The 25,172-nt window shown below is 62.3% G+C and carries 19 protein-coding genes; 7 read left to right on the top strand and 12 right to left on the bottom strand.

The window, feature by feature from the left end:
• Positions 1 to 18: 18 nt before the first annotated feature.
• Positions 19 to 945, top strand: coding sequence for a PQQ-binding-like beta-propeller repeat protein (locus tag VHD36_19790; protein HVU89581.1), 927 nt, complete (start codon positions 19 to 21; stop codon positions 943 to 945).
• Between the two features lie 45 nt (positions 946 to 990).
• Here the strand turns inward: VHD36_19790 and VHD36_19785 are convergent, their stop codons facing one another.
• The 6 genes from VHD36_19785 to VHD36_19760 all read right to left on the bottom strand — a co-directional run bounded on the left by VHD36_19785 (position 991) and on the right by VHD36_19760 (position 10,734).
• On the bottom strand, positions 991 to 2,268 hold the full coding sequence (locus VHD36_19785; GenBank protein ID HVU89580.1) for a VCBS repeat-containing protein: 1,278 nt from the start codon (positions 2,266 to 2,268) through the stop codon (positions 991 to 993).
• A gap of 504 nt (positions 2,269 to 2,772) precedes the next feature.
• On the bottom strand, positions 2,773 to 3,315 hold the full coding sequence (locus VHD36_19780; protein HVU89579.1) for an MOSC domain-containing protein: 543 nt from the start codon (positions 3,313 to 3,315) through the stop codon (positions 2,773 to 2,775).
• Between the two features lie 182 nt (positions 3,316 to 3,497).
• Positions 3,498 to 4,385, bottom strand: coding sequence for a bestrophin family ion channel (locus VHD36_19775; GenBank protein HVU89578.1), 888 nt, complete (start codon positions 4,383 to 4,385; stop codon positions 3,498 to 3,500).
• Positions 4,382 to 6,937 (bottom strand): transporter substrate-binding protein, encoded by a 2,556-nt coding sequence (locus VHD36_19770; protein ID HVU89577.1) that lies wholly within the window; start codon positions 6,935 to 6,937, stop codon positions 4,382 to 4,384. The genes VHD36_19775 and VHD36_19770 overlap by 4 nt, the downstream gene beginning before the upstream one ends.
• A gap of 512 nt (positions 6,938 to 7,449) precedes the next feature.
• Complete coding sequence (locus VHD36_19765; GenBank protein HVU89576.1) at positions 7,450 to 8,241, bottom strand: class I SAM-dependent methyltransferase; 792 nt, start codon at positions 8,239 to 8,241, stop codon at positions 7,450 to 7,452.
• Positions 8,242 to 8,274: 33 nt separating this feature from the next.
• Positions 8,275 to 10,734, bottom strand: a complete 2,460-nt coding sequence (locus VHD36_19760; GenBank protein HVU89575.1) for a heavy metal translocating P-type ATPase — start codon at positions 10,732 to 10,734, stop codon at positions 8,275 to 8,277.
• Between the two features lie 240 nt (positions 10,735 to 10,974).
• Between VHD36_19760 and VHD36_19755 the strand changes: the two genes are divergently transcribed.
• The 4 genes from VHD36_19755 to VHD36_19740 all read left to right on the top strand — a co-directional run bounded on the left by VHD36_19755 (position 10,975) and on the right by VHD36_19740 (position 17,087).
• Positions 10,975 to 12,231, top strand: coding sequence for a CinA family nicotinamide mononucleotide deamidase-related protein (locus VHD36_19755; protein HVU89574.1), 1,257 nt, complete (start codon positions 10,975 to 10,977; stop codon positions 12,229 to 12,231).
• A 400-nt stretch (positions 12,232 to 12,631) separates the two neighbouring features.
• Positions 12,632 to 13,789: a GNAT family N-acetyltransferase gene (locus VHD36_19750; protein ID HVU89573.1), complete on the top strand. Its 1,158-nt coding sequence runs from the start codon at positions 12,632 to 12,634 to the stop codon at positions 13,787 to 13,789.
• A gap of 260 nt (positions 13,790 to 14,049) precedes the next feature.
• Positions 14,050 to 15,396 carry a hypothetical protein gene (locus VHD36_19745; protein ID HVU89572.1) on the top strand — a complete coding sequence of 449 codons (1,347 nt, stop codon included), beginning with the start codon at positions 14,050 to 14,052 and terminating at the stop codon, positions 15,394 to 15,396.
• Between the two features lie 908 nt (positions 15,397 to 16,304).
• Positions 16,305 to 17,087: a peptidylprolyl isomerase gene (locus tag VHD36_19740; GenBank protein ID HVU89571.1), complete on the top strand. Its 783-nt coding sequence runs from the start codon at positions 16,305 to 16,307 to the stop codon at positions 17,085 to 17,087.
• Positions 17,088 to 17,197: 110 nt separating this feature from the next.
• Here the strand turns inward: VHD36_19740 and VHD36_19735 are convergent, their stop codons facing one another.
• From VHD36_19735 to VHD36_19720, 4 genes are all read right to left on the bottom strand, one after another.
• Positions 17,198 to 18,541, bottom strand: coding sequence for an RNA polymerase sigma factor (locus VHD36_19735; GenBank protein ID HVU89570.1), 1,344 nt, complete (start codon positions 18,539 to 18,541; stop codon positions 17,198 to 17,200).
• Positions 18,542 to 18,667: 126 nt separating this feature from the next.
• The gene (locus VHD36_19730) at positions 18,668 to 19,537 is read right to left on the bottom strand and encodes a dihydroorotate dehydrogenase electron transfer subunit (GenBank protein HVU89569.1); all 870 of its coding nucleotides are present in this window, start codon (positions 19,535 to 19,537) and stop codon (positions 18,668 to 18,670) included.
• Complete coding sequence (locus tag VHD36_19725) at positions 19,537 to 20,685, bottom strand: pseudouridine synthase (protein HVU89568.1); 1,149 nt, start codon at positions 20,683 to 20,685, stop codon at positions 19,537 to 19,539. Before VHD36_19725 ends, VHD36_19730 begins: the two co-directional genes overlap by 1 nt.
• Positions 20,686 to 20,856: 171 nt before the next feature.
• Positions 20,857 to 21,294 (bottom strand): carboxymuconolactone decarboxylase family protein, encoded by a 438-nt coding sequence (locus VHD36_19720; GenBank protein HVU89567.1) that lies wholly within the window; start codon positions 21,292 to 21,294, stop codon positions 20,857 to 20,859.
• A 195-nt stretch (positions 21,295 to 21,489) separates the two neighbouring features.
• Here VHD36_19720 and VHD36_19715 point away from each other — a divergent pair, with 195 nt between their 5' ends.
• On the top strand, positions 21,490 to 21,777 hold the full coding sequence (locus tag VHD36_19715) for a hypothetical protein (protein ID HVU89566.1): 288 nt from the start codon (positions 21,490 to 21,492) through the stop codon (positions 21,775 to 21,777).
• A 119-nt stretch (positions 21,778 to 21,896) separates the two neighbouring features.
• Here the strand turns inward: VHD36_19715 and VHD36_19710 are convergent, their stop codons facing one another.
• Together VHD36_19710 and VHD36_19705 are read right to left on the bottom strand one after the other, a co-directional pair.
• On the bottom strand, positions 21,897 to 22,436 hold the full coding sequence (locus VHD36_19710; GenBank protein HVU89565.1) for a hypothetical protein: 540 nt from the start codon (positions 22,434 to 22,436) through the stop codon (positions 21,897 to 21,899).
• 230 nt (positions 22,437 to 22,666) lie between these two features.
• A complete protein-coding gene (locus VHD36_19705) occupies positions 22,667 to 23,638 on the bottom strand; it encodes a type I phosphomannose isomerase catalytic subunit (protein HVU89564.1) in 972 nt (323 codons plus the stop codon).
• Positions 23,639 to 23,864: 226 nt separating this feature from the next.
• Here VHD36_19705 and tatC point away from each other — a divergent pair, with 226 nt between their 5' ends.
• Positions 23,865 to 24,989, top strand: a complete 1,125-nt coding sequence (gene tatC / locus VHD36_19700; protein ID HVU89563.1) for a twin-arginine translocase subunit TatC — start codon at positions 23,865 to 23,867, stop codon at positions 24,987 to 24,989.
• The last annotated feature ends 183 nt before the right edge of the window (positions 24,990 to 25,172 follow it).

Here is a 25,172-nt window from a genome sequence, read left to right as displayed (position 1 = left end):
GGCTTAGAGAGGACTCCCATGCCGCGATCCATTCGGACCATTGAATGCGCGGTCGCCGCTGCCGTGTTCCTGTTTGATGGCCGCAGTGAAGCGCTAGCTCAACATCGTCTATTGGTCCAAGGCAGCGACAAGCTGGCGATCGTCAATCGCGATGGCCAAATCGAATGGCAAATGCCGTGGGGCGGAATTCACGATATGCACGTCCTTGCCGATGGGCACATCGTAGTCCAGCAAGGCGCGAACAAAGTTGCCGAGATCGATCCCGAAAACAAACGCGTCGTCTGGACCTACGATTCCGGCGCATCACGCGAAAATCGAGGTAAGACGATTGAGGTGCATGCGTTCCAACCGCTCGCGGACGGACAGATGATGATTGCCGAAAGCGGGGCAGGCCGGATTATCGAAATCGATCGCGACGGCCATCAGCTGCGCGACATCAGACTGAAGATCGATCACCCTCATCCGCATACCGATACTCGGCTCGCACGCAAATTGGACAACGGACATTACCTGGTCTGCCACGAAGGGGATGGCGTCGTGCGCGAATACGACGGCTCGGGCAAGGTCACCTGGGAATATCCCGTCCCCCTGTTTGGTCGCGAGCCAAAACCCGGGCACGGGCCCGAGGCCTTCGGCAACAAATGCTTTGCCGCGCTGCGCCTGAGTAGCGGCAATACGCTCATCTCAACGGGCAACGGCCACAGCGTTTTGGAAGTCACGCCCGATAAGGAAATTGTCGGGCGTATCGAGCAGAACGACCTCTCCGGCATCACGCTGGCTTGGGTGACGACCGTCGCCGTGCTACCAAATGGGAATTACCTGATCGGCAATTGTCACGCGGGCCCCGGGCAGCCGCTGGTCATCGAGCTTGAGCCCAGGTCGAAGAAGGTCGTTTGGACCTTCGACGGATACGACACTTCGGCAATAATGTATCGAATACGGTAGCGCTCGATTGAACGGGCCAGGGCGTCGCAACAGATCTTCGCGTCTCTAATCGCGTCCCGCTGCTTGCTTGCCCTCGTCGGCAACGGGCCGCGGCCGCGCTTTCTCCCACTCGTCGCGGCTGACGCTTTTGCGCTCGTGCATGAGTACGTGCGCTCCCTTCATGCCCCCGACGATCATGTCCGGCAGGCCGTCACCGTTGATATCGGTGACCGTGAGTTGCCGACCGATGCCGGTATCGTCGGCAGCGCGGAAGGGAATCCAATCGATTCCGTCCTTGGTGCGCGTGAGCTTGAACCAATAGACGACGGCACCGGCGTTCCATAACGGGCTCTGCTTGTGGTGCGAGTAATAGGTCTTGCCCGTGACGATGTCCTTCAATCCGTCGCCGTCGATGTCGGCCAGATTCACCGAATGCAATTCGCTGAACACCAGGCCATAACGGTTGGCAGCCGGCTCGCTTCCCATGATCGTGTGAGGCGTGAATTCAATGCGGTCCCCTTGCCGGCGCTGTTCGTGCCAGGCGAGCCCGAATTCGTGCGCGGCCAGGCTAGTGATGACGTCGTTGTCGCCATCGCCGTCGACGTCGTAGGCATACATCTCGGCGCCCCCGGAACCGGCGAACGAGACGGGATGAAATTCCCAGCGACTGTCGCTTTCGACAGACCCCGGCTGCGCGAACCAGCCATCCTTCGTGATAATGTCTTGACGGCCGTCACCGTTGATATCACCGACGCCCAGCCCATGGCCAAAAGGTTTTGGTGCGTTGCGCTCCGAGACGTTGTGAAACGTCCAGGATGCAAGGGGTTTATCCCAGTTGATCGTGGCATAGCCGAAGTAACCGTCGTGTGTGCAGACGAACTCCGGACGCTCATCGCCGACGATGTTCAAGAACTGCGGCGATTCATTGCACACCGAATCGAGCACCGTGTGTCGCGGCCAATGCTTGTCGAGCCCGGCCGGTCCCGGGTTTTCGTAGACGAAAGCCGGCGTGCCGGGAAAGCCTGCCGTGAGAATATCCAGATGTCGATCGCCGTTGAAATCATACGCCCAGCAGAAGAAATGGTTCGCGTAGCCTTCGACCGGTTGCGGCTTCGGCGGATAGATTTCGTATTTTTCTTTGTAATCCGGCCCCTTGAACCAATAGGGACCATAGATGGCGTCTTGTACGCCGTCGCCATCAATGTCGCCGACGTTGGCCCCTTCGGAGTAATAGGCATCGACGAGCGGAATCGTCTTGAACTGGTCCAACTGGTAGTCGGCGGCAGAAACGAGCGCTGCCCGCGTGGCGACGAGCAGCAGTACCCATGGGATCGAGCGATGCATAGGATCTCCCCTTTTTTCGCGACCGGCGGTCGATTGTCCGTGCCGATTCTAACAGCGCGAAAGGGGGATGTCCCGCCGCGAGAAAAAAGTCCGCCGACCCGGAGGTGTCACTCGCTCGAGAGCTCAATGTGCGGGCGAGTCACTCGCCGGGAATGATTCCCAGGACGATTCGTCCAATGGATCTTCGGGCGCTGGCGGGTCGCGGCGCTGTATATCCGCTGCCGGAGTGCGTCCCTTCTCTTGCTTCGGCTGAGGCGCGGTTTGCTTTCCGCCAGCGGCGTTTTTTTCTTTCGACTTCTTGGACGGCTGCGATTTCGTCATGGCCGCACCCGGGAATTACTGAGGTTGAAAACGGGAAGACACTTTGCCACTGCCAAACGCGCGTGCATATATTGCGCCGACGGTTTCGTCGCCAGTCCACCCGCCGGAATACCTCGGCGGCGACAAGTCGTCGCATGCTGAGTGGCTGCCAGGGAGCCACCCTGGCCGACAAACATCCGGCTCTTAAATCTTTGTAATGGCATCGCCGACGCGCACTTCGCCGGAACGGATAATCCTGGCATTGATGCCGCGAAGGTGCAATTGCTTGCCGACTGGCGAGTTGACGAACTTTACCGCGTCGACTCCGAATCGCGCGGCAAAGTGTTTGCAGCCGGTATGGGGCGCGGCGCTGACCTCAACCAGTGCCGCGCCGACCTGCAACCGGGTTCCCGGTGGAATGTGCGTCTCGCTCAGGTCGAAGTCGACGAAGAGCTGATCTCCGGCCAAGGTCCAGCGGTCCCGCCCCCGCGTGATAGCCGCGATGGCCCGCGCATTCATCAGCGTCAGTTGCGCGGCCGGATCGGCTGTGCCGTCGGGAGTGTGGCGGCTACCACGCGCAAGCCAATTGTCTCCGACGAGTCCGATATCGGCGTCGAGCACAGCGGACGTCACGACGTCACGCTCGCCCGGCTGCGGCCGACGCACGATCATTTCGATCTTGCCGGCGTCGCGCGGTGAATTGCGAATCTCCTCCAGGCAGGATTCCATCTCCTCGCGAGTCGCCAACCTGGCATTTTCCATGCGACACCTGCGACTTCCATGGTCCCGGAGCAATCGTCGGATCCGCCGGCCGCCGGCCGATCACTTCGAAATCCGCCAACTATCCGTGAGACGGCGCGGGGCGCCGCCAGGTTCGCGAGATTCTCCGCGATGCGCACCCGGCTGGCAGTATATTCCATCGCGTGCCGCTAAACGGCCGACGTCTCGTATGGAGTACAAAGGGTCTTCGTGTCGCGGGCGATGGTCGTGCAGATTTGCTCGAGCGGCAGGCAGTTGGGATCAGTGCCAAAAGGCCGCTCGATTTCCGCGCCCGCTTCTTCGATCCCCAGCATACCGAACGAGACCACGGCCACGACCAAGGGCGCCGCATAGCCCATCCGGCCGACGAGCACAAAGGGAAGCGACCCCAAGTAAATCAGCAGCAACTGGCGAATGAGCGACGCATACACAAAGGGAAGCGGCGTTCTCAGGATCCGCTCGCAGCCCCCCTGGGCGTCGACCATGCAATTGAGCACTTGCTCCATGGCCATCGCCTCGTACTCTCCGATACGTCCGTCGCTTTTGTGGTGGTGAATCCAATCGCTGATGGCGCCGGCGAGCACCGTGGGCGGATTCGAGGCCGCGGCGGCTTGCCTTGCCAGTCGGCCCGGCACCAGATTTACGATGCTCTTATAATCAAAACCGCCGCGCAGCGTCTCACGGACCGCGGTGACGTAGGCCGTGATAAGCGCCGCGAGATCCTCGGCTGGCCCCGCATAGCGCGAGCCGAGTCGCGCCAGGTTGCGCGAGCCGTTGACCAACACGCCCCAGAATGTGCGACCGTCCCAATAACGGTTGTTCGATGAGTTGGTGCGAAACACGATCAACATGCTCATCGCCACGCCAAGCACCGAATGCCCAAGTTGATCGAGCGAAGGCAGCGGAAAGCCGTGCGGCTGAAAGACGTGTACGTCGAGCACACACAACATCAGGCTCAACGCGGTGAGCACGCCAACCCGGCCCAGCACGTTCGGTAGGACCGTGCCGTAGAAGGCGAACGTCGTGCGCCACCAGCGTTCGGATTTATATTCGATCATCGGCCGCTCGCAGCGCGGTTCCCATGGGATTTCGGGGGCGCACTCGCGCGCCAGTTGCCGCCCCATTCCCGGTACAAGTGCTCCTGGAACTTTTGCCACTCTTCGGGTGTGCGTGAAGCGGGAAATGGCTCGGGCACGATCGGCTTGGGCGAACTCCACACGATGTCGAATTGCAAGTCCTCGCCGATCCGCCCGATCATTGCCGCGCGCCGCGCGTGCCGATTTCTTTCGTCGATTTCGACGGCCCCCTCGGGCGCATTGAGCGTCTGATGCCCCATCACGGCACGAATGTCTGTCACCCGGTCGGATTGACACTCGTCGACGGCGTAGCCCCACATGTGCATGCCGGTGTAGGCGGCGACCATCGGATCAGTGGCGACGCGCGCTGGGCCATACCGATCGTGCAGGCGCGCGAGGAACTCGATGTTGTCCGGTGTGTTGACCGTTTGGAAGTAATTCCAGACGGCATAATCGCCCACGAGGTCGCGATCGTGTGCCGAGATGTACTGCAGATCCTCTTCCGTGACTTTGAACGAAATCGTGGGGACTGCTTCGGCCGTTACCCCCGCCTCGCGCAGGCAGTTGAACAGGCTGATGTTTCCAGTACCGCTGACCGTGTTCATGACGACGTCGGCGCCTGAGTCCGCGACCTGCCGCGCGATCTCGGAAAAATTCGTGTCGCCGAGCGGCCGATAACCGTCGCCGACGACTCGACCCCCTAAGGCCGCGACTTCATCGCGAATGATCTCGTGCGCGCAATGCGAGTAGATGCCGTCGGCGCCGATCAAAAAGAACTTGCGCTTGCCGAGAAAGGCAAAGGCCCACTTCGTAGCCGGCAGGATCTGCTGATTGGGAGCCCCCCCCATGTAAATCACGTAGGGAGATTCTTCCATCCCTTCGTAAGTCGTCGGATAAATCAGAAGATGATCGTGTCGACGGCACACGGCTTCGACCAGCTTGCGGCAAGGGGACCTCCAGCAACCAAAAAGGGTTACCACGTGTTCCTTGGTGATCAGCTCCTCGGCCTGCTCGGCGAAGATGTTCTCGTTCGACTTACCGTCACGCACGATTGCCTCGACTTGTCGGCCACCGAGCAGTCCACCCGATTGATTGATCTCGCCCACGGCCATTAAGAACGCGTCGACAATGGCGCGTTCGCTTGTGGCCATGGGCCCGGTCAGGGAGTGGATAATGCCTATCTTGATGGTTGGCAGTTCGTTGGCGGGCGCCGCGGCGTCGGGCAACGGTTGTGGATCGGCGCCGCTGGCCGCTGTGGCATTGTTTTCCCCGCCGGTATTTACCTTTGACGCACCGGACGATGAACCCGAGGTGCCCGCCGCCGCGGCGGTAGTCACACGCGGTTTGCCTTGGGGCACACCCACGGCCGGGTCCGATGTCATTGACGCAACGACCGCGCCCTCGACGTCGTCGTGATGTCGTAGTTCAAGCACTCGATGGTATTGCGACAGAATCCCGATGGAAGCCGCCGCCACGATGGCCAACACGCCGGACCACACGCCCCAACTCAAATGCTGGCGGAATTTCCCGGCGCGCAAAGTGGCCGCCGAGATTTGCGGCGGCACCATACCGCTGCAGGTAAAGCTCTGTTCCAGGCGGCGAATTTCATCGGCCACCTGCCGCGCGCTCGCCGGACGCGCCTTCGCGTCTTTTTCCAGCAGCCGCTTGACCAGCCGCTCGACTTCGGGCGACACGCCGGGCATGACTTCCGACAACGGCGTAGGGTGCTCTTCCACCACTGCTTTCAAAACGTGTAAGTAGCTTGGTCGCTCGAACGGCGACTTGCCCGCCAGCATCGCGTACATGATCGAGCCGAGCGAGAACAGGTCCGAGCGTTCGTCGACGGGCATGCCGCACGCCTGCTCGGGAGACATGTACACCGGCGTGCCGATGATCTGACCGCCGATCGTGAGATGCTCGTGAACCGCCAGCGGGCGGGCCACGCCGAAATCAAGCAGCTTGATGCGCCGCGCCGGTTCGTCCGCACGTCGTGTTTCGAGCCACACGTTGGCGGGCTTGATATCGCGGTGGACGAGTTGTTTTTCATGCGCTGCGGCCAGGCCTTCGGCAACTTCTCGGGCGATTCGCAGCGCTTCGGCGACGGGCAATGATCCCTCGCGGCGCAATCGCGTGTCGAGCGTCTCGCCGCGCAGCAGCTCCATGACGATGAACAAGCAGCCTGACTCTTCGCCGACCTGGTGTACCGTGACGATGTGATCGCTCGAGAGCGAGGCCACGAGCTGCGCTTCTTGCAAAAAGCGTTTGCGCTGCGGCAGATCGATGTCTCCCGAACGTAGCACCTTGATGGCCACGCGTCGGTCGAGCGTGACATCCTCGGCCTCGAAGACAACTCCCATCCCACCTTCGCCCAGCACGCGCAGAATGCGATATCCACCCAGGCGGCCGAGTTCGTCGTTCTGCTGCGCGGGCGCCAGCATATGGCGCCAGGTTGGCGGCGCGTCGCACGTGGGCGTATCGGCCACCGCCGAGCGCGGAGCATCCTGATGCGTTCCGGTCGCGGATGATGCCCACATTGCCTTCTCCCCGTTCACCGTATCGCTCCCAGGATTTCGTGGTGCCGATGATTCATCGCCAGTGAGGCCGGCGCTGCGCATCAGCGCCAGGCAATGTTCGCAGGACGTCGCATGGCGCAGCAGCTGCGCCATCTCCGCCGTCGGAAGCTGGCCGGCAAACAGAGCTGCCAATTGCCTGCTTTCCGGACACGTGTCGATCACACTGTCGGCTGGCACTGAGGTCACCTCGATGAGACGGTTTGCCGAGCGCCAGAGGATTCTTCGGCCGCGGCCTGGGGCGGCGCGTCCGGTCGGCTGATCCAGGTAGTCAAATGCCGGCGCACTCTATATATAGGTCGCGCCGCACGGGGCTTTTACGGGTGGTTCGAAAACGCTCGGCCCGACAAGGTCTGGCAAGAGCGGTTTCCGGTACAGGTCGAAAAAGCGTTACGTTCGGAAGTGCATACCGCCCAGATTTCGACCGCGAGGGCACGGTGCGGTGTCCGGCCAACTTGGCACTCATCACCTGGCGATCATCGCCTTTTGCAGACTGCGATCCAACCTCCGGCCCGAATCGAACCAAGCAGCCATGGCATTTTCAACGGGTGCCGGCGCTCGATGGAAAGCGGAATGAGCGTCTCGACACGCAAGCTGGCGGACCGCAGGTCGCTCAATAGTTCGCGGCGCGTGAAAGCGTGTACGAACATGTTCGGCACGCCGTGGTAGGTGAAGTATTTGTCGCCAGCCTCGACGTCGCGTCGCGTCAGGCTTTGGAAAAGGTTGCGTAAGAACCAGCCGCGACTTTGCTGCTGCCACAGGTGATACCAGCGGTTGTGTACGTGCAGAACGAATCGTCCGCCGGGCCTGAGAATGCGCCGCACGTGCCGGAGAAACTGGCGACGATTCTCGTGCCCGCGGATCATGCCCAGCGTGCTGAACATCGAGATGCAATAGTCCGCGGTGCCATCGCGCAGTGCGTCCAGCTCGACCAGGTTGGCAACCAGGCATTCGATGGAAAGTCCGTCCAAGTCGCTCCGTGCCCGCAAAGCCTTAAGCGCCGGTCGCGACAGGTCGACGGCGACAACGCGCAGCCCGCGCCGCGCCAGCGGCACGGCTAACCGCCCCGCGCCGGATCCCAGATCCACGACGAGGCCGGGCGGCTGCACATACTTGTTAAGAATTTTCTCATCCAGCTCGCCGCCGTCGCCGACGGAAAAGCGCTCGTCGTACGCCAGGGCCACGTCGGACAGTTGGGCGTGCTCCGCCAATGCCCGCGTGACGCCGCGTGGCAACCGCCAGTCGGGACGTGAGCTACTCTCGGCCAAGGCGGCGTACCTGATTTTGCATCGGTGTCTGGCTCACAACTTCACGCGACGCAACCGTAGCGCGTTGGCGATGACCGATACCGAACTGAAGCTCATGGCGGCCGCGGCGATCATCGGGCTTAAGAGTAATCCGGACACAGGATAGAGGATTCCGGCCGCAATCGGCACGCCGACCCCATTGTAGATGAAGGCAAAGAACAGATTCTGGCGAATATTGCGCATCGTGGCATGGCTGAGTCGACGTGCCCGCACGATGCCGCGCAGATCGCCTTTCACCAGGGTTACGCCAGCACTCTGAATCGCCACGTCGGTCCCCGTGCCCATGGCAATGCCGACATCGGCCTGGGCCAGCGCCGGGGCGTCGTTGACCCCGTCGCCCGCCATGGCGACGATCCTTCCTGCATTCTGCAGCCGGCGAATGACAGCGTTCTTTTGCTCGGGTCGCACTTCGGCCTCGATATCTACAAGTCCCAATTGGCTGCCGACCGCGGCGGCCGTAGCACGACTATCACCGGTTAGCATTACCAACCGCAGGCCTTGGCCGCGGAGCAGGTCGACCGCCTCGCGCGACGACGGTTTAATCGGATCGGTGACGCCGATCAAACCTGCCGCGCGACCGTCGACGGCCAGAAACATGACCGTTTGCCCCTGCCGGCGCAATTCGTCGGCACGCTTGGCGAGCATCGCCGCTTCGATTCTCGCGTTTTCCAGAAGCGTCAGATTACCGAGCAACACGTTGCGTCCGTCGATCGATCCAGCCACACCCTGTCCCGTGGTCGATTGGAAGTTGAGAGCCGCGACGGGCGACCAGCCCCGCTCGCGCGCGGCAGCAACGATGGCGGCTGCCAACGGATGCTCGCTGGCCAATTCCAGGTCCGCGGCGAGGCGTAATACTTCGTCCTCGGCAAAACCCTCGGCGGCGATAATGCTTACGACGCGCGGTTTCCCCTCGGTGAGCGTCCCGGTTTTATCGATGACCAACGTGTCGACCTTTTCCAATCGCTCGAGCGCCTCGGCATTGCGGATGAGCACTCCCGCCGTCGCGCCTCGCCCCGTGCCAACCATGATCGACATCGGCGTGGCCAGCCCCAGTGCACAGGGACAGGCAATAATTAGCACTGCCACCGCATTGACCAGGGCATGGGCAAGCCGTGGCTCGGGCCCTAACCAGCCCCAAACCAGGAACGTGGCCACGGCCGTGAGCATTACGGCCGGCACGAAATAGCTGGCGACCACATCGGCGAGCAGTTGAATCGGCGCGCGACTGCGCTGCGCCTCGCCGACCATTTGCACGATTTGCGCCAGGAGCGTGTCGCGCCCCACGCGTTGGGCCTGCATTACGAGCGTTCCGGTGCCGTTCACTGTTCCCCCGGTGACAGGCGAGCCGTTTTCCTTCGCTACCGGCAAGGGTTCGCCCGTGATCATCGATTCGTCGACGTTGCTATGCCCTTCCACGACCACGCCATCGACAGGCACTTTCTCCCCCGGCCTTACGCGTAACCGGTCGCCTGGCTGCACCTCTTCCAGCGGCACGTCATGCTCGCCACTGCCGTCGATCTTGCGCGCCGTACGCGGCGCCAGGCCAAGCAGGCTGCGGATTGCGCTGGAGGTTTGACTGCGGGCCCGCAGCTCAAGCACCTGGCCGAATAACACCAGGGTCACGATCACGGCGGCCGACTCGAAGTACGTGCCGACTTCCCCCATGTGTCCGCGAAAGGATTCCGGAAAAACGCCCGGCGCGACCGTGGCCACGATGCTATCGAGAAAAGCCGTGCCGACACCCAGCGAGATCAGCGTGAACATGTTGAATTGGCGCGTCAGCAGCGAATTCCACCCGCGAACGAAGAAGGGCCAGGCGCCCCACGTAACGACAGGCGTCGCCAGAATGAGCTGCACCCATGCCGAGACGCGCGGACTGAGCAGATGCGCCAGAGGCGCGCCGGGAATCATTTCGGACATCGCGATCACGAACAGTGGGATTGTCAATGCGGCCGAGATCCACAGCCGCCGCCGCATGTCGCGCAATTCGGAATGGTCTTCCCCGGCAGCCGTGATATCGACTGGTTCCAGAGCCATGCCGCAAATAGGGCAGGAGCCCGGCCCGATCTGCCGCACTTCGGGATGCATCGGGCAGGTGAACTCGGCATCCTTGCTGGCCGGCGCGTGCGGGTTCGCATGATGCGCTTCACCCGCGTGGTGCTCGTGATCGTGTGTCGCAATGGCCGATTGATTGGCAGAAAGATACTTCGCGGGGTCGGCGGCGAATTTTCTCACGCAGCCGGCCGAGCAAAAGTAATACGTCTTGTCGGCGTGCGCATGCTTGTGCGGCGTCTTGGCCGGATCGACGGTCATGCCACAAACGGGGTCGCGCACCTGCGCGCCGGTCGCGCTTTGCAGAACGGTTAGCGAGGGCATTCCCTGGCCAGGGGATTCTGGCGACTGAGTCGCCCGAGGTTCATCGCGGTCGTCGATCGTCGACTTGTCGTTGTCCATGGCCTCGCCCCTGAATCCCCCTTGCCACTAAATCCTGGTCGCGCGTGGTCGACGCAATTCGGTTCTTCCTAAGCATACGGAATCGAGGCAAGCCTTCGCGTCGCGACGCGTCGGCACCCGGAAAATTCGCCGCACAAGCGTACCTCGCAGCCGCTGGACGAACCGTGAATTCCTGCCAGAATACGCCAAACCGGACGCCGGACACTTCAGTAAGCTTCTTGACTAAAACCTGGGCGCGACATGGATGCCGAAATCATCTCCATTGGCGACGAGCTGACCAGCGGGCAGCGTCTCGATACCAATAGCCAATGGTTGAGCGAGCGACTGGGCGAAATCGGCATCCGGGTACTTTACCACACCACCGTTGCTGACGATCTGGCGGCCAACGTCAATGTCTTCCGCGCTGCCAGCGAGCGAGCCGATGTGGTCATTGCCACCGGCGGCTTGGGGCCCACCGCCGACGACCTGACGCGCGAGGTCCTGGCGCAGCTGGCCGGCGTCGAGCTGGAAATGCACGACGAGATTGTCGAGCAGATTCGCGCTCTCTTCGCTCGCTTCGGGCGCGACATGCCCGAGAAGAACAAAGTCCAGGCGCTGTTTCCGCGCGGCAGCCGCATCATTCCGAATCCAACCGGTACCGCGCCAGGCATTGCCCAGGAGATTGCCCGCGAGGGGCGCGCACCTTGTCGGGTGTACGCGCTCCCTGGGGTGCCATCGGAAATGTTCCGCATGTGGGACGAAACAGTGCGGCCCGAGCTGGTGCGCATCTGCGGCGCGCCGCAGGTGATTCGCCATCGCCGCATCAAGTGCTTTGGCCTCAGCGAAAGCGAGCTGGAAGGGCGCCTGCCCGACTTGATTCGCCGGGGCCGCGTTCCCAGCGTCGGTATCACGGTCAGCGCAGCCACGATCACCCTGCGCATCACCACCCAGGGGGCCAGCGACGAAGAATGTCGCGCACTGGCTGAACCCACCGTGGCCACGATTTACGAGTGCTTGGGGGACGTCGTATTCGGAGAAGAGGACGACGAACTCGAGGATGCCGTTCTTCGACTATTGCGTCAGCACGGTCTGACTCTGGCCACAGCCGAATGGGGAACGGGCGGGCTATTGGCCGACCGCCTGCATGATGCGGGCAAGAACGAGGAAGATAATTATCTGGGCGGTCTGGTCGTTCCCAACCAGACATCGCTCGTTCGCTTGCTAGATGTCGAGCCCGCGCTGATCGCCACACATACCCCGGTTAGCGCGGAGGTGGTCGAAGCCATGGCCCGTGGCTGCCGGGAACAATCGGGAGCCGATCTGGCGCTGGCTGTCAGCCAGTTTCCCGCGGCGATCACCAAGCAGCAGACGCCGCAGCGTTTATTCCTGGCGTTGGCTGCAGCGGACGAGGTAACGACGCGCTCGGTGCCGCACTTTGGCAGCCCCGACATCCTGAAAGCCCGCGCGGCGAAACAGGCTCTGAATCTGGTCCGTCTGACGCTGCTGAATATTCGCTGAGGCAGCCACGCGGTTGCAGGCTGGGCCACCGCTTTACCGGCCGCGCGCTCTTCGCTCTTCCCAGACGGGCCGTGGGTTCGACCCACGCAGCCGCTGCGGCCATTAGGAAATCGAGCCCTGTCCGCCCATTGCTGACTTTTGCGACAGGCGACCGCCTGGCCGGGCTGGAAACCGACCTCTCGAAACCGGCGGCTCGTAAGAAAAAGTGCGAGGCGCCGTCTGTCGTCGAATCGGCCTGCCCTCCCACGATCCAACTTGATGGCGCGAGAGCCGCATTTTTTACTGCCGGCGCACCGTTTGCCAGCTTAACATGGAGATTGCGGCCCCTTCCTCCTGCCGGCCCTTTATGTCGATCCTTCGCATTCAGCCTGTTACGTCGTGGCTCGACCGGCGCAGGTTCATGCGTTTTCCGTGGTCGCTCTATCGCAACGACCCGAACTGGGTTCCTCCGCTGCGATCGTCGCAGGCCCCTTTGTTGGGCTATCGCCCGCACCCCTTTCGGCACGTCGGCGAGATTCAAACGTTCCTCGCCTGGCGCGGCCGGGAAGTCGTTGGTCAGATTGCCGCGATCATCAATCATGCGCACGATCACGAATTTCACGAGCGCCGCGGCTTCTTTGGTTTTTTCGAGGCCGTCGACGATTGCCAGGTCTCGCGTGCCTTGTTCGACGCCGCGCGCGAATGGCTCGAAGAGCACGACGCGTACGGTCTGCGTGGTCCAGTAAATCCTTCGATGAATTACGTGAGCGGTATGCTGGTCGACGGCTTCGATAGCCCGCCGACATTTTCGCTGCCGTATAATCCGTCCTATTACCCGCGCTTGCTTACGGATTACGGCTTCCGGAAGGCTCATGACATGTTCGCCTTCCTCGGTTACCGCGATGAGCTGCCGGATTTCCAACGACGACTTGACCCGCTGACCGATCAAATCCAAGAACGCTGGCAACCCGTGATTCGGCCGCTTGACACCTCGCGCAGCAGCCGCGACGTCGATCGGTTTCTGGAACTGTTCAATCGGTCGCTCGAAGGCATGTGGGGCTTTGTTCCGCTTGCGCGTGCCGAGCTCGAGTACCTGATGAGTTCGTTACGGCACCTGATCGAGCCACAGTTCGCGCTGTTGGCCGAGGTCGAGGGTAAACTGGCGGGAGCCGTGATCGGGGTGCCTGATTACAACCCGCGCATCCGCCAGATCGACGGCCGGCTCTGGCCCTTTGGCTTCTTGCGATTGCTGTCGCGCCGTGGCCTGAAGCGATTCTGCGTCTTGGCGATGGCCGTGGCGCCTGAATATCAGCGTTGGGGGCTAGGGCTGGTGCTGCTGCGATCACTTTTGCCCAAGACCTTGGAGCTTGGTTTTGCCGAGGCGGAATTCTCCTGGATTTCGGAAACCAACACGCTGGCCATCGGCGGGATGCGTAAAGCCGGTTTGCACCGCAGCAAGACGTTCCGCATGTATGACTTTGGCGACGCGGCAATCGAGGAACGCGTCCCCACCGAACGGCCGATCCAACGGCCTGCCGTGACGCCCCACGATCCGGTTGAGCCGGCCCGCGTGAATTAGGGCCGTTGACGCGAGTCCAAGGCTGTGGTGCCCCGGCTTGCAAACTCTGGCCCCATCTCCATTCGCGGCCATCGGGCCCTCCCGCCAACTTATCGCCATTGGGCGAAACAGGTTAGGGCGGGCACGGTTCTCCTTTCTGCCGCGTCTCCGGGGCTTTTCCGCCCGTTTCGACCCCTCGGCGTAACATCCAGGCCGACTCTCCGCTGATAAGGGCAGACGGCTGATAAACATCGAGTCCTTTAAACCTGGGGAGCAAAGCGATGAAGACCTCACTGGTGAAGGCGAAGTGGTTCGTGACGATGGCAGCGGTGGCCGGTTGCGCCTTGTCGGGCGCATCGCCGGTGATGGCTCATGGCGGTGGTGGTGGCGGCGGTGGTATGGGGCACATGGGCAGCAGCGGCGCTAGCCACAATTTCTCGAGCATGGCCCGCACGTCGTCAAACCTCGGCTCGAAGAACTTGACTCTTAGCAAGCTCAACTCGACACCGAAGACCTCGCAGGCCGTCCAGTTCGCGGGCGCCAATACGAGCCTGATCAACAAGGGGTCGTTGCAAAGCAGTCCAAGTTCGATCGTCAAGAACGGTAGTGTGAAGGCGACGATAATCGGCAGCACCAACAATAGCATCACCAATATCAACCAACCTTTTAAGGCAAACGGCGGATCCACCGGCGGTGCTGGTGGCACAAGTACGAGCGGCCCGACAAGTGCAATCTCCCGGTTTCAGACTGGGCCGATCAAGGCAGTCGGCGGACTCGCCGGAGGTAACGGGGGCATAGGGACGAGCGGCGTCGGTGGTGCAATCTCGAAATTTCCAGCGAAACCAATCACGGCGATCGGCGGACTCGCTGGAGGTAATGGTGGAAGCGGCACAAGCGGTGCGGGCGGTGCAATTTCCCGATTTCCCTCGCATCCGATCACGGCAATCGGCGGACTCGCCGGAGGGAACGGTGGCACTGGAAATGGCGGGAGCGGCACAGGTGGCACGGGCGGCAGCGGAACTGGTGGCACCGGGTCGGGCGGAATGGGCTCGGGCAAGTGCCATCCGTATGGCGGCTGGGGCTTCTGGCCTCTGTTCGCCAGTCTCGGCGCGTTTGGTGGTTACGGTGGTTATGGCGGTGGCTACTCGGGCGGCTCGTACGGCGGCACAACGATGGTCGCGGATTCGTCGCCAGCCACTGCTCCCACAGTCGCTGCGGCGACTCCAGCCGCGACCGTGGCCGGCGTTGATCTGCAACTGATCGACGTGCGGTTGCTGGACAACGGTGATGCCGCGAAGCAAATCGGACCTCGCTATCGCGTCTCGTTTCGCAACGCCGGCACCTCGCCCGTGGATCATGCGTTCAACGTGGCGCTTATTGCGGCTGATGATGCGAACTTAACCACGAATCTGCCGACGATCGAAAGCCGTATCTCCTCGGTAGCGACGAGTGACGTGACGAGTGTCGATCTGCGGCTGCCGGCCACGGCCTTCGACATGGGTAGCGACGCGCACAGTGAGTTCGCCAAGCTGTTCGTGTTCGTCGACAGCCACGGCGAAGTGAACGATGTGAATCGCGACAACAACGCGACGGGCGTCGACCGCACCGCGGTGCAGCCCGCCACCTAGTCATCATCGCGTCGCCGCGATCAACCGCGGTCAATCGATTCCCGAGCGAGGTGTGGTGCTCGAGGATCGCTGTCCGAGGGAGTGGGGTGGGATGAGGAAGTAACGCCGCTCCTGTGAAACCCGTCCCGCCCGCTCCCACCTGACCATTAAGACTGAACTGAAATCGAGAGCCGGACGAGCCCGTGAGGCCGTCCGGTTTTTTTGCATTCGCTCCTGAAGGATGTCAGCAGTGAAGGCGAATTCACTTGACCGGCAAGATCGGCCTCTCGGCGCGCTACGGCGATGGTTCGCGGTGATCGCTGCCAGTAGCTCTAAAACGTGGATTCTCCCCGAGGAACGGATGCCGATGGCGGCAGACCGATGGCCGGGGGATCGATGGCTTCCCACGGTAGGACTCATAAGGAACCCTGTGAAATGGGCCGCTGCCAGTAGCTCTAAAACGTGGATTCTCCCCCAGGAACGGATGCCGCCCGATCCCCCAAAATTTCCGTAAAAATCCTTGTCAATCGGTCGCTCGGCATCTATAGTCGAGGGGTCAGCCAGAAAAACCGGCACTGGGCAAGTCCGACATCGTGGGCAGGCGACGGCGGCAAAGATACCGGCAGGCTGGCGCTGGTTGCTGGGCCAGAGTTTTTTTCTTTCGGTGGTTGCTACTGCGACGACCTCTTAAGCAGACGGACTAGAGCCGCCCGCCGGCCACCCACCGTCGCACCTCGTTTCCCCTCAACGGGCTGCCCTTGCGCACATTACTGGATGTGTCGCGCAACCGGCCGCGGATACGGAACGAAGCTGCGAAAAGGCGAGGTTCTGCACGCCGCGGACCGGCTCCTTCCGCAACACACGGCTGTTTCTGCATCGCGCTTTCAATCACGGCGCGCCCGCTGTCCTTCCCCCTTTGACGAGGATCCATGATCTCCGCTTCTTTACAAACGATTCGCCGCATCACGATCTTGTCGCTGGTTCCCGTGTTTGGGGTCTTGTCCCTCGCGAACCAGGCGCATGCCCTGCCGATCGCGACATTTAATACCTCGCTCGGCTCGTTTCAAGTCGAGCTGCGTTCGGACGTTGCCCCGCTCACGGTGCAGAACTTCATCAACTATGTCGATAGCGGCGCGTACAACAACACCATCATTCACCGGTCGGTGGCCAATTTCATTATTCAAGGTGGCGGCTACAGCGGCACCGGCTCGCCGTTTCTTCCCAGTACCCCGCCCGGCCATATCACGCAGAACGCACCCGTTCAGAACGAGTTCAACCTGTCGAACGTGGCAGGCACGATCGCCATGGCCAAACTCGGTAACGATCCCAACAGTGCCACGAGTGAATGGTTCTTCAACCTGGTCGACAACTCGTCAAATCTCAACAATCAGAACGGTGGATTTACCGTTTTTGGCGATGTGCTGGGGAGCGGCATGGACGTCATTAACGCCATCGCCGCCGTGCCCACCTTTGACATCAGCGGCGCCTGGGGCTCGGCTTTTACCGACATTCCCTTAATAAACTTCGACCTCAACACCGCCACCCAGATCACGATGGACAATCTTGTCATGATCAACAGCGTCACCGTAAGGGCACCCGAACCGGCCACCGGCATGCTATTGCTATCGGGGCTGGGAGTAGCCGCGATGGGTGCGCGCACGAAATACCGTCGACGTAACCAAGGGGCAACAACTCAAGCACCAGGTGCGTAGGAGTCGCGCCCGTCTGCGCAACGAGAGAATCCCGTCCATGCCGTTCCGATTTAGAACCCGTTCCACGTGGCATCGTACGCGCGGCCCTTCGGCGTCACGCAAGAGCATCCTCATTCGGCGAGGTAGGCGCGGATCATCCAATCGCCGCCGAAGGCGATAGCTTTGGGCTCTTGGCCCGGCAGCCCGGTGCGCGAGTGCTGGCCGCCGGTGCTGGTGTCGTAGCTGACGTAGACCCCCTTGGTTTGCGCCGCGTCGAAGTCGGCGACGATCCAGAATGACTTCGGCACCTCGACCGGCTGCCCGAATTTGAGCTCGGTCCAACGTGATTCCCCCCGCTCGAAACGTGCGTAGGGAACCTTCTCACTGCGCAACACCTTCTTACCGTCCTCGGCCAGGACATAGATCTTGATATCCTCGTTCGGCGGCTGTGGATAGCCATATCGGGCGCCGTGCACGGCGATCCCGGTCAACGAGTTCTTGTCCGCAGGCGCCGTAAAGCGAATCATTTCCCCCGTGCCCGCGATGCTCTTTTTGCCGTCGGGCGTACCATCGCCATACGAGAGGGTTTGCGGGCCTGGCGCGAAGGCCGTCAGCACGGCCGGTGGCGCAGCGGCGGATTGCTGATTGGTTGCCGCCTCGCGCTGAGGTACCGCCAGCCCCAGGACGGCTGCCGCGCCCGCCAAGGTAAGCGCTTCGATAACGCGGATGATCATCGTTAGCTCCTTTCCACCAGCGGTGGCAGCGCGCCGAGCCAACCTGCCGGCCGGCACCGCTGATTCTGAAACACCTGGTACGATCTGGCTCGCTCGCTCGACAATTCCGGCGGTTTGAGGAACAGCCTCAGCGGCCAAGCTATTGGTTCGCGCGACCAGTGCTGCCAGCGACAGCCCCGTGACGCCACGCAATGCCAATCGCGCCCGCAGCTCGCGCTTGCCGCGCTGCAGCCGTCCCTTCACCACCAGCGGGCTGACCTCAAGTGTTGCCGCGATCTGCTCGAGCGACTCTCCCTGCAGGTAGCGCATCACAAGCGGGTCGCGATATTTTCGCGGCAAAGCCCCCAATTCGGCATGCAACGCCAGGGCCTCTTCCCCGGACAGTGATTGATTGGTTTGCGAAACCTCGGGCACAATGGGGTGCTCGCGAAGTCTTTGTGCCTCCACGCGCAGCCGCCAACTCGTGCGCTGGGCGATTGCATAAAGCCAGCCACTTACCGACGCTCGTTGCCGAATACTCGCGGCGCGCTGGGCCAGGGCAATAAACGTCGCTTGGAACGCATCTTCGGCATCGGCCCGCTGCCGGCTAACCTGCCTGCACACGCGCCACACCAAAGGAGCATGCCGAGCGACCAGCGCGCGGAACGACTCCTCGTCTCGCGAAGCGACAAACCGCGCCAGCAGTTCGTCGTCCGTGGGCGAAATCAGCACCCGATCGGTCGATAAAGCCGTTTCTGACATACTCCACCCCTATTAGTGCCTGGCGGGAACGCGCCGGAACGAAAATCCGGGCAGATTTTATGGCGAAGACGCCAAGGCATCCAACCAAAAGAGGCGGCATCCGTCCACTGACAATTCGAGAACTATTTAGAACTCGATCGTGGCCGCATCGAAGACGGGACCCTCGACGCAGGTGCGCCGGTAGTCCCAGCCTCCGCTCGCGTCGCGCACCTTGGCCACGCAGCTGAAGCAGATGCCGATTCCGCATGCCATCGGCGACTCGAGCGAGACCTCGCAAGAGATCTGCGCGCTTTTGGCGATTTCGGCCACGGCGTGCATCATCGGCTCGGGCCCGCAGCAGACGATATGACTTGGCCGGGGCGCTGCAGCGATCACCTCGCGCAGCACGTCGGTCACCAGGCCGTGCCGGCCGGCCGATCCGTCGTCGGTGCTCGTCAGCACGCGCACGCCAGCCGCGGTGAAATCTTCGAGGCCGGCCAGATACTCCTGGCTGCGAGCGCCGTAGCAGAGGGTGACGCGCTCAGCCCGCTGGGCAGCACGCGGCGGATCGCCGAAAACGTACGTCCCCAGGTACTCGCGCGCCAGCGCCAGAAAGGGGGTCTGGCCGATTCCGCCCGCGACCATGACCAAGTGCCCGGCTGGCCGCGGCGTGAAACCATTCCCTAGCGGTCCCCACACGTCGATTTGTTGCCCGGCCGAGGCTCGCGCCAGCCGGGAGGTAAACTTGCCCACCACCAGGTAGACGACGTCGAGGCCGACGGGTATGCCCTTCTGATCGACCACCACGTCATAGAAGGCCAGCGGCCGGCCCAGCAGCGGATCATTGCACTCCGAAAGCCGCATCATCAGAAACTGCCCCGGCACGATTTGCTGAGCAATTTCGGGACAGTCGAAGCGGACGCGGTACGTGTCGCGGGCGATTTTCACGTTCTCGCGCACGACGACGGTTCTGTAGCGTGCCCGGTCGGCAAAGCAGGTCGCATCCGTGAGGCCCATTAGCCGCGTCGCCCTTTGTGCTTGCGTCGGAATTTCGAGCCGCCTGGCTTTTTGTGTCGCGTCGCCGGACCGGACGGGCCAGCGTCAGCGGCACGCCCGCGCACTTTGACAGTCGTGCGCGGCGTCCGCCCCGCTCCGCTGCCGGGGGTTTCTCGGCGCGCGCGCTCTTCGCGCCTTGCGAAGCCCTTCGCCTCGCGCTCTTCGTCGGGAAGGATGATCGTGCCGGTACCGGGTTTCATCGTCTTCGCTGGTTGTTTCGACGGCGCCGGCATCGCGTTCGCTCGAACGCCGGTGGGCCGCAAATGCGGCCGGGCGTTGGCGACCGCACGTTTGCGCGCCGCTGGCTTACAGGGCCGATGCCCGCGCAGCTCTTTCAATTCCTCGGGCGTGAGCGGCCGGAATTCACCCGAGGGCAACTGCGCCAATCGCACCGGTCCGATGGCGATGCGCTTGAGTCGCAGCACCTTGTGGCCCACTTTGGCCAGGATGCGGCGAATCTCGCGATTCTTCCCCTCGCTCAAGACAATTTCCAAAAGCGAGCTGTGCGTCAGCGTTTTCTTTACGCGTACTTGCGTGGCCCGCGCCAGCCCTTCGGCCAGGTGAACGCCCCGCCGCAGTGTCGCGATCACTTCGCGATCGGGCGTGCCTGCAACTTGCACAAGATACGTCTTTTCCACGCCGTAGCGCGGATGCGCCAGGCGATTGGCCAGTTCGCCGTCATTGGTGACGAGGATCAGCCCCTCGCTCGACATATCGAGCCGGCCGACGGCGAACAGCCGCTCGTTGATTTGCGGCAACAGGTCAATGACACGCGGCCGGCCCGAAGGGTCGAAGTTCGTCGAGACGACGCCGACCGGCTTGTTAACGACGTAATGCACCAACCGCACGTTACCAAGCGGCGTGCCGTCCACCACGACTTGCTGGCCCCGCGCGACCTTTGTCCCCAACTCGGTCACGGCACGACCGTCGATCTGTACACGGCCGGCGGCGATCAATTCTTCGCACTGCCGTCGACTGCCGACGCCGGCCCGGGCCATGACCTTTTGCAAACGCTCGGCCTGTGCACCGGCGTCGCCGTCCGCAGCGCTCTCGGCCGGCCGCGGCCGCGAGGGAAGTCCCGATTTGTAGGCGCCGCGTGTACGTTTCATCTTCTTAACCAGGTACTTTCCCGCGCATCAACGCAGCTTGTCGGTGGTATGGACCGCGCCCCAACCCTGGCACAGTGTCCGAAAGGTTACTCTGCTGTCGACGCGGGACTGTCTAGCATACTCCATGCCCGTCGATTCCGGCAGGAGGTCGCTATGCGGCCTCGGTTTTCCCTAGTGTTTAGGGGGCATCGATCGATGGCCGATCGCCAGCCGGTTCCAGGCATTCATCGTGGCCACGATCAGGCTCAGATCGACGATCTGCTGCTCGTTGAAATGATCGGTCAGGGCCTCGTAGACGTTATCGGGGGCGTGCGTCGCGGAAATATTCGTTAGCGACTCGGCCCAGGCAAGCGCCGCGCACTCCGCGTCGTCAAAGAAGGGGCATTCATACCAGGCGGGCAAGCAGTCGAGCCGCTGCTGAGTTTCACCGTGCTCGCGCGCCTGCCGCGAGTGCAAATCGACGCAGTACACGCAACCATTGATCTGCGAGACGCGCAGCTCGACGAGTGCTCGCAACTTCGGGCTGATGCTCGTGAAGTGCTTTCCGACCGCGGCCAGCGCATCATAGGCCGGCCGATTGATTTGGACGTAAGGGGCGCGAGTAATCATGGACTTGTCTCCTGACGAAAGCAGCATTGCGACACCCTTCATGCTAGCAAAGTCGGCACGGCCCGGTATTCCACGGACGCTCTCGTGGGGCTCAACAATCCGCTTGCGCACCGCTAGCAGGCGGCATTTCCTCTTTTCCCAAAAGCCGCCGCGTGCGTACAATCTGCGTCCCGTCACACCATTGCGAGGCTCGATTTGCGACGCATCGCCGCCGCCCTGATTGCGCTAGCGCTGGCCACGGCCGTAGGCTGCTCCGATGTCGCCGGCCCCGATTGGTTCGCGCCCGGTACCGCGCGTCAACAGCGCACGCGCGCCCAGCGCTTCGATCCCTATCCCGATCCGTATACGGCACACGACGACGGCAGCGCCCGGCCACGCGATTACCTATTACCGCCGCCGCAAACGGATCCGACCATCCGCTCGATCGATATCAAGACCGGCGCCGGATACACACCCGATCGCTGGCAGGCGAGCGGACCGTAGTAGCGCCGCGGTGACTTGCAAGTTCAGCAAACGAAAACGGGAGGTGCCAGCCCCGCGCTTTAAACCGCGCGACGAGCCGCCTTCTCCCGTTTCATGATGTCGTGGTCGCTGAAGTGGGCTCAAAAGTCCGGCGCGTTTGTCCCGCCAGGTGGACGAGGAGCACGCAACACCGACTGCTTGACCGGCCGCGCCGGCACGGCTTCGGCGTCATTCGTCTTGGAATCATCGCCCTCGGGCGGTGTTTCCAGCGCTGGTCCTTGCTCGACGGGTACGCCGGCCGGCGCGGTGCGTCGCGAGGAGATGAACCGCTTCCTGATATTCGGATAGTCCACCGGCGCCCACGAATGCAACTGTGGTTGAGGCCGCGGGAAGGTGCCCGGTGCGCCGTACCAGACGCGCACTCGCGTAGCCTCGGGAGGCGGATACAGAAAATCGCGCGGCCGCACGTTGGCGGCGCGATCGGGCGGACCAACACTTGTCTCGGGAAGCACGTAAGGATCCCACACCTGCGCGTCGGCCACTTGGGCGCGCGGTGGAGGAGGGTTGAAGAGACGTGGCAGCGCGATGCCGCCAGCCGCCCGCGCTTCCCCTGCCCACACGGCCGCAAAGGCCACCGCCATCATCAAAATCACTGCCACGGTCAAGCATTTCCCACGCATCAAGGTTTTCCCCCTTCCGCCGTCGGGAGCCCACCGTGGCGCCAACGAGCCCTGCCTGTGCAAGCAATCAAGCGTTTCCGTATCGCCCCACGCTCGTGCTGCTGTTACCCGAGCGAAATCCGGTCGCCTCGGACTAAAGTCATTGGTCTAAGGTCAGCATCGTCGTTGCGCAGAGCGCGGCTTGAAGTTGCGGCGCGGCGATTTACCGGTATATCCAGCCGGCGAGGAAACTACGGCAAGAAGGCGTCCAGAACAATCGCGCTGGGTCTTGGAATCATTGAAGTCGCAGCGCGGCGGGCGGGCAGTAACATGGTCTCGCCAAGTTTTAGTGGCACCTGCGCGGCGTCGTCGGAGACTTCAACCGCGCCCTCGACGACCGCCAGAATATGGCAACGATCATCGTCACGTAGCTCGTACCGTTCTGACAAACGCCACCGATCGAGCACGAACGGATCGCATTCGACGAGCCGCTCGACCGCCGACTTCTCCGTGGCGGCCGGATGCACAGGTGATACCGGGCCGGCCGCATAATCGATCGCGTCGAGCGCTTCGGCAATGTGCAGTGCGCGGGGCCGGCCATCCGGACCGAGGCGATTCCAATCGAACAGGCGCCAGGTGGTATCGCTCGATTGCTGAATCTCGGCCACGAGCAAGCCACCGCCGAGCGCATGCACGACGCCCGCGGGTAGAAAGATGCAGTCGCCAGCGCGCGGTACAAAGCTGTGCAGGCATAGCTCGCAAGTGCCGCGGGCGATCTCGCGCGCGAGTGCCGCGCGATCGAACCCTCGCTTCAAGCCAGCGTAGATCAGGCCGTCGGGCTCGGCATCCATGACGACCCATGCTTCGGTCTTGCCCAGGTCGGGCGGCGTTAGCTGGCTGGCCCGTTCGTCATCGGGATGCACCTGCACCGACAGCTTCAACCGGGCGTCGAGAAACTTGAACAAGAGCGGAAATCGAGGCTGTGGCGCGTGCCTTCCCAGCAGTTCGGCGCCGCGCGTGATGACGAGCTCGCCGAGCGTCGTGCCTGCCAGCGGCCCGGCTGCGACGACACTTTGATCCGCCCCGCGATCACAGATTTCCCAGCTCTCGGCGCACGTCGCGTGATCATCGAATGATTTGCCCAGCAGGGTGCGCAGCTTTTCGCCGCCCCACATGTAGTGACGCAAGAGCGGGTGAAAGCGGAGAGGATAGAGAGGCGTCATGGCGAACTATTGTGAGCGCGAATGCTTTCCGCCGGAAGGGCGTGACGGGCGGCCAAGTTGCCCCGCGCCGCCACGGGTGTTATGATCGATCCGTTCGGTCCTGCCGATCGATTCCCGCCCGGTCGCGCCCGCTGGATTCTTCCGCGCTTCGTGGCGCAAGACGTAGAATAGACCGCTCGCCGCGCGAGTCCTCTTTGCCGATTATATCGCGTATCCTTGCTGGCCGATGACGCCCAAACCGAACGAAGACCTGTTCCAAGATACCACGATGACCTTCGGGGAACACCTCGAAGAGTTGCGCGTGGCGCTGTTCAAGGCGCTGTTGGGCCTGATCGCCGGATGCGTCGTGGGCCTGTTCGTTGGCAGTTGGATGGTCAGCATCATCCTGGGGCCGCTCGAAAGCGCGTTGGAGACGTACTACGCCGGCAATTCGATCAAAAAGTACGACGAGTGGGTCGCCGAACGACAATCAAAAAACCTGCCCGTTCCCTATACGCACGAGCAGATCGTGCAGCTGGTCAACCATGATCGGATGCTGTTCGAGATCATGTATGTCGATCCGCGCCAGGCCTGGCAGGAGGCCACGCGGCTGAACCCGCAGTGGATCGGCAAACTGCCGATGCCGGCCGAGGCCGAGCGGAAACCAGAAAGCCAACCCGCCGAAACCTTGGCCACGGCGACGAGCCCGCCGGCTGTGCAAGACAAACAGGCCGAAGCGGCCGAACCCCTGATCTCGGCCGGCTTAGCGCCCGTGCTGATGTTCCATCCCGGTGCCGAAGACGATCGGGTACACGCCAAGAGCTTCAGCTTTCCCGAAATGTTCACGATCTGGCTGAAGGCGTGCCTTGTCGTTGGCACGATCCTTTCCAGCCCGTGGGTCTTTTATCAGATCTGGAACTTTGTTGCGTCTGGTTTGTATCCGCACGAAAAGAAGTACGTCCACTTGTTCTTGCCGTTCAGCCTGGGCTTGTTCCTGCTGGGCGCGGCGACGGCTTATCTGTTCGTGTTCAAGCCGGTGCTCGGCTTCTTGTTGACGTTCAACAGCAGCTTGGGCGTCGACCCCGATCCGCGAATCAGCGAATGGCTGGGCTTCGTGCTGCTGTTGCCGCTCGGCTTCGGCATCAGCTTTCAATTGCCGCTGGTGATGCTGTTTCTCGAGCGGATCGGCATCTTCAACATCCGCACGTACATGGAGAAGTGGCGCGTGGCGGTGCTGGTGATCTTCATCATCTCGGCCATCCTCACGCCCGCTGATCCGTACAGCATCCTCTTCATGGCGCTGCCGCTGACGTTCCTGTACTTCGGCGGCGTGCTGTTGTGCTACTTCCTGCCGAAGCACAACAGCCAGTAGGTAGTAGGCTGCGCTGTGCGCACCAAGACCACACTCGATGCTGGTGCCCACTGGGCACCCTACAAACACACCAGCCCGAAGCGCCAGCGAGGGATCGACCCACGAATGGACTCCTCGCTCGCGCTTCGGGCTTGTCTTTTGGTCCGACCGAAGTCGAATTCGCTTTGCGAGTTTACTGAGAAT

The sequence above is a fragment of the Pirellulales bacterium genome, from assembly GCA_035546535.1.
GTDB lineage: Bacteria > Planctomycetota > Planctomycetia > Pirellulales > JACPPG01 > JACPPG01.
This window is presented reverse-complemented; position numbering and strand designations above follow the sequence as displayed.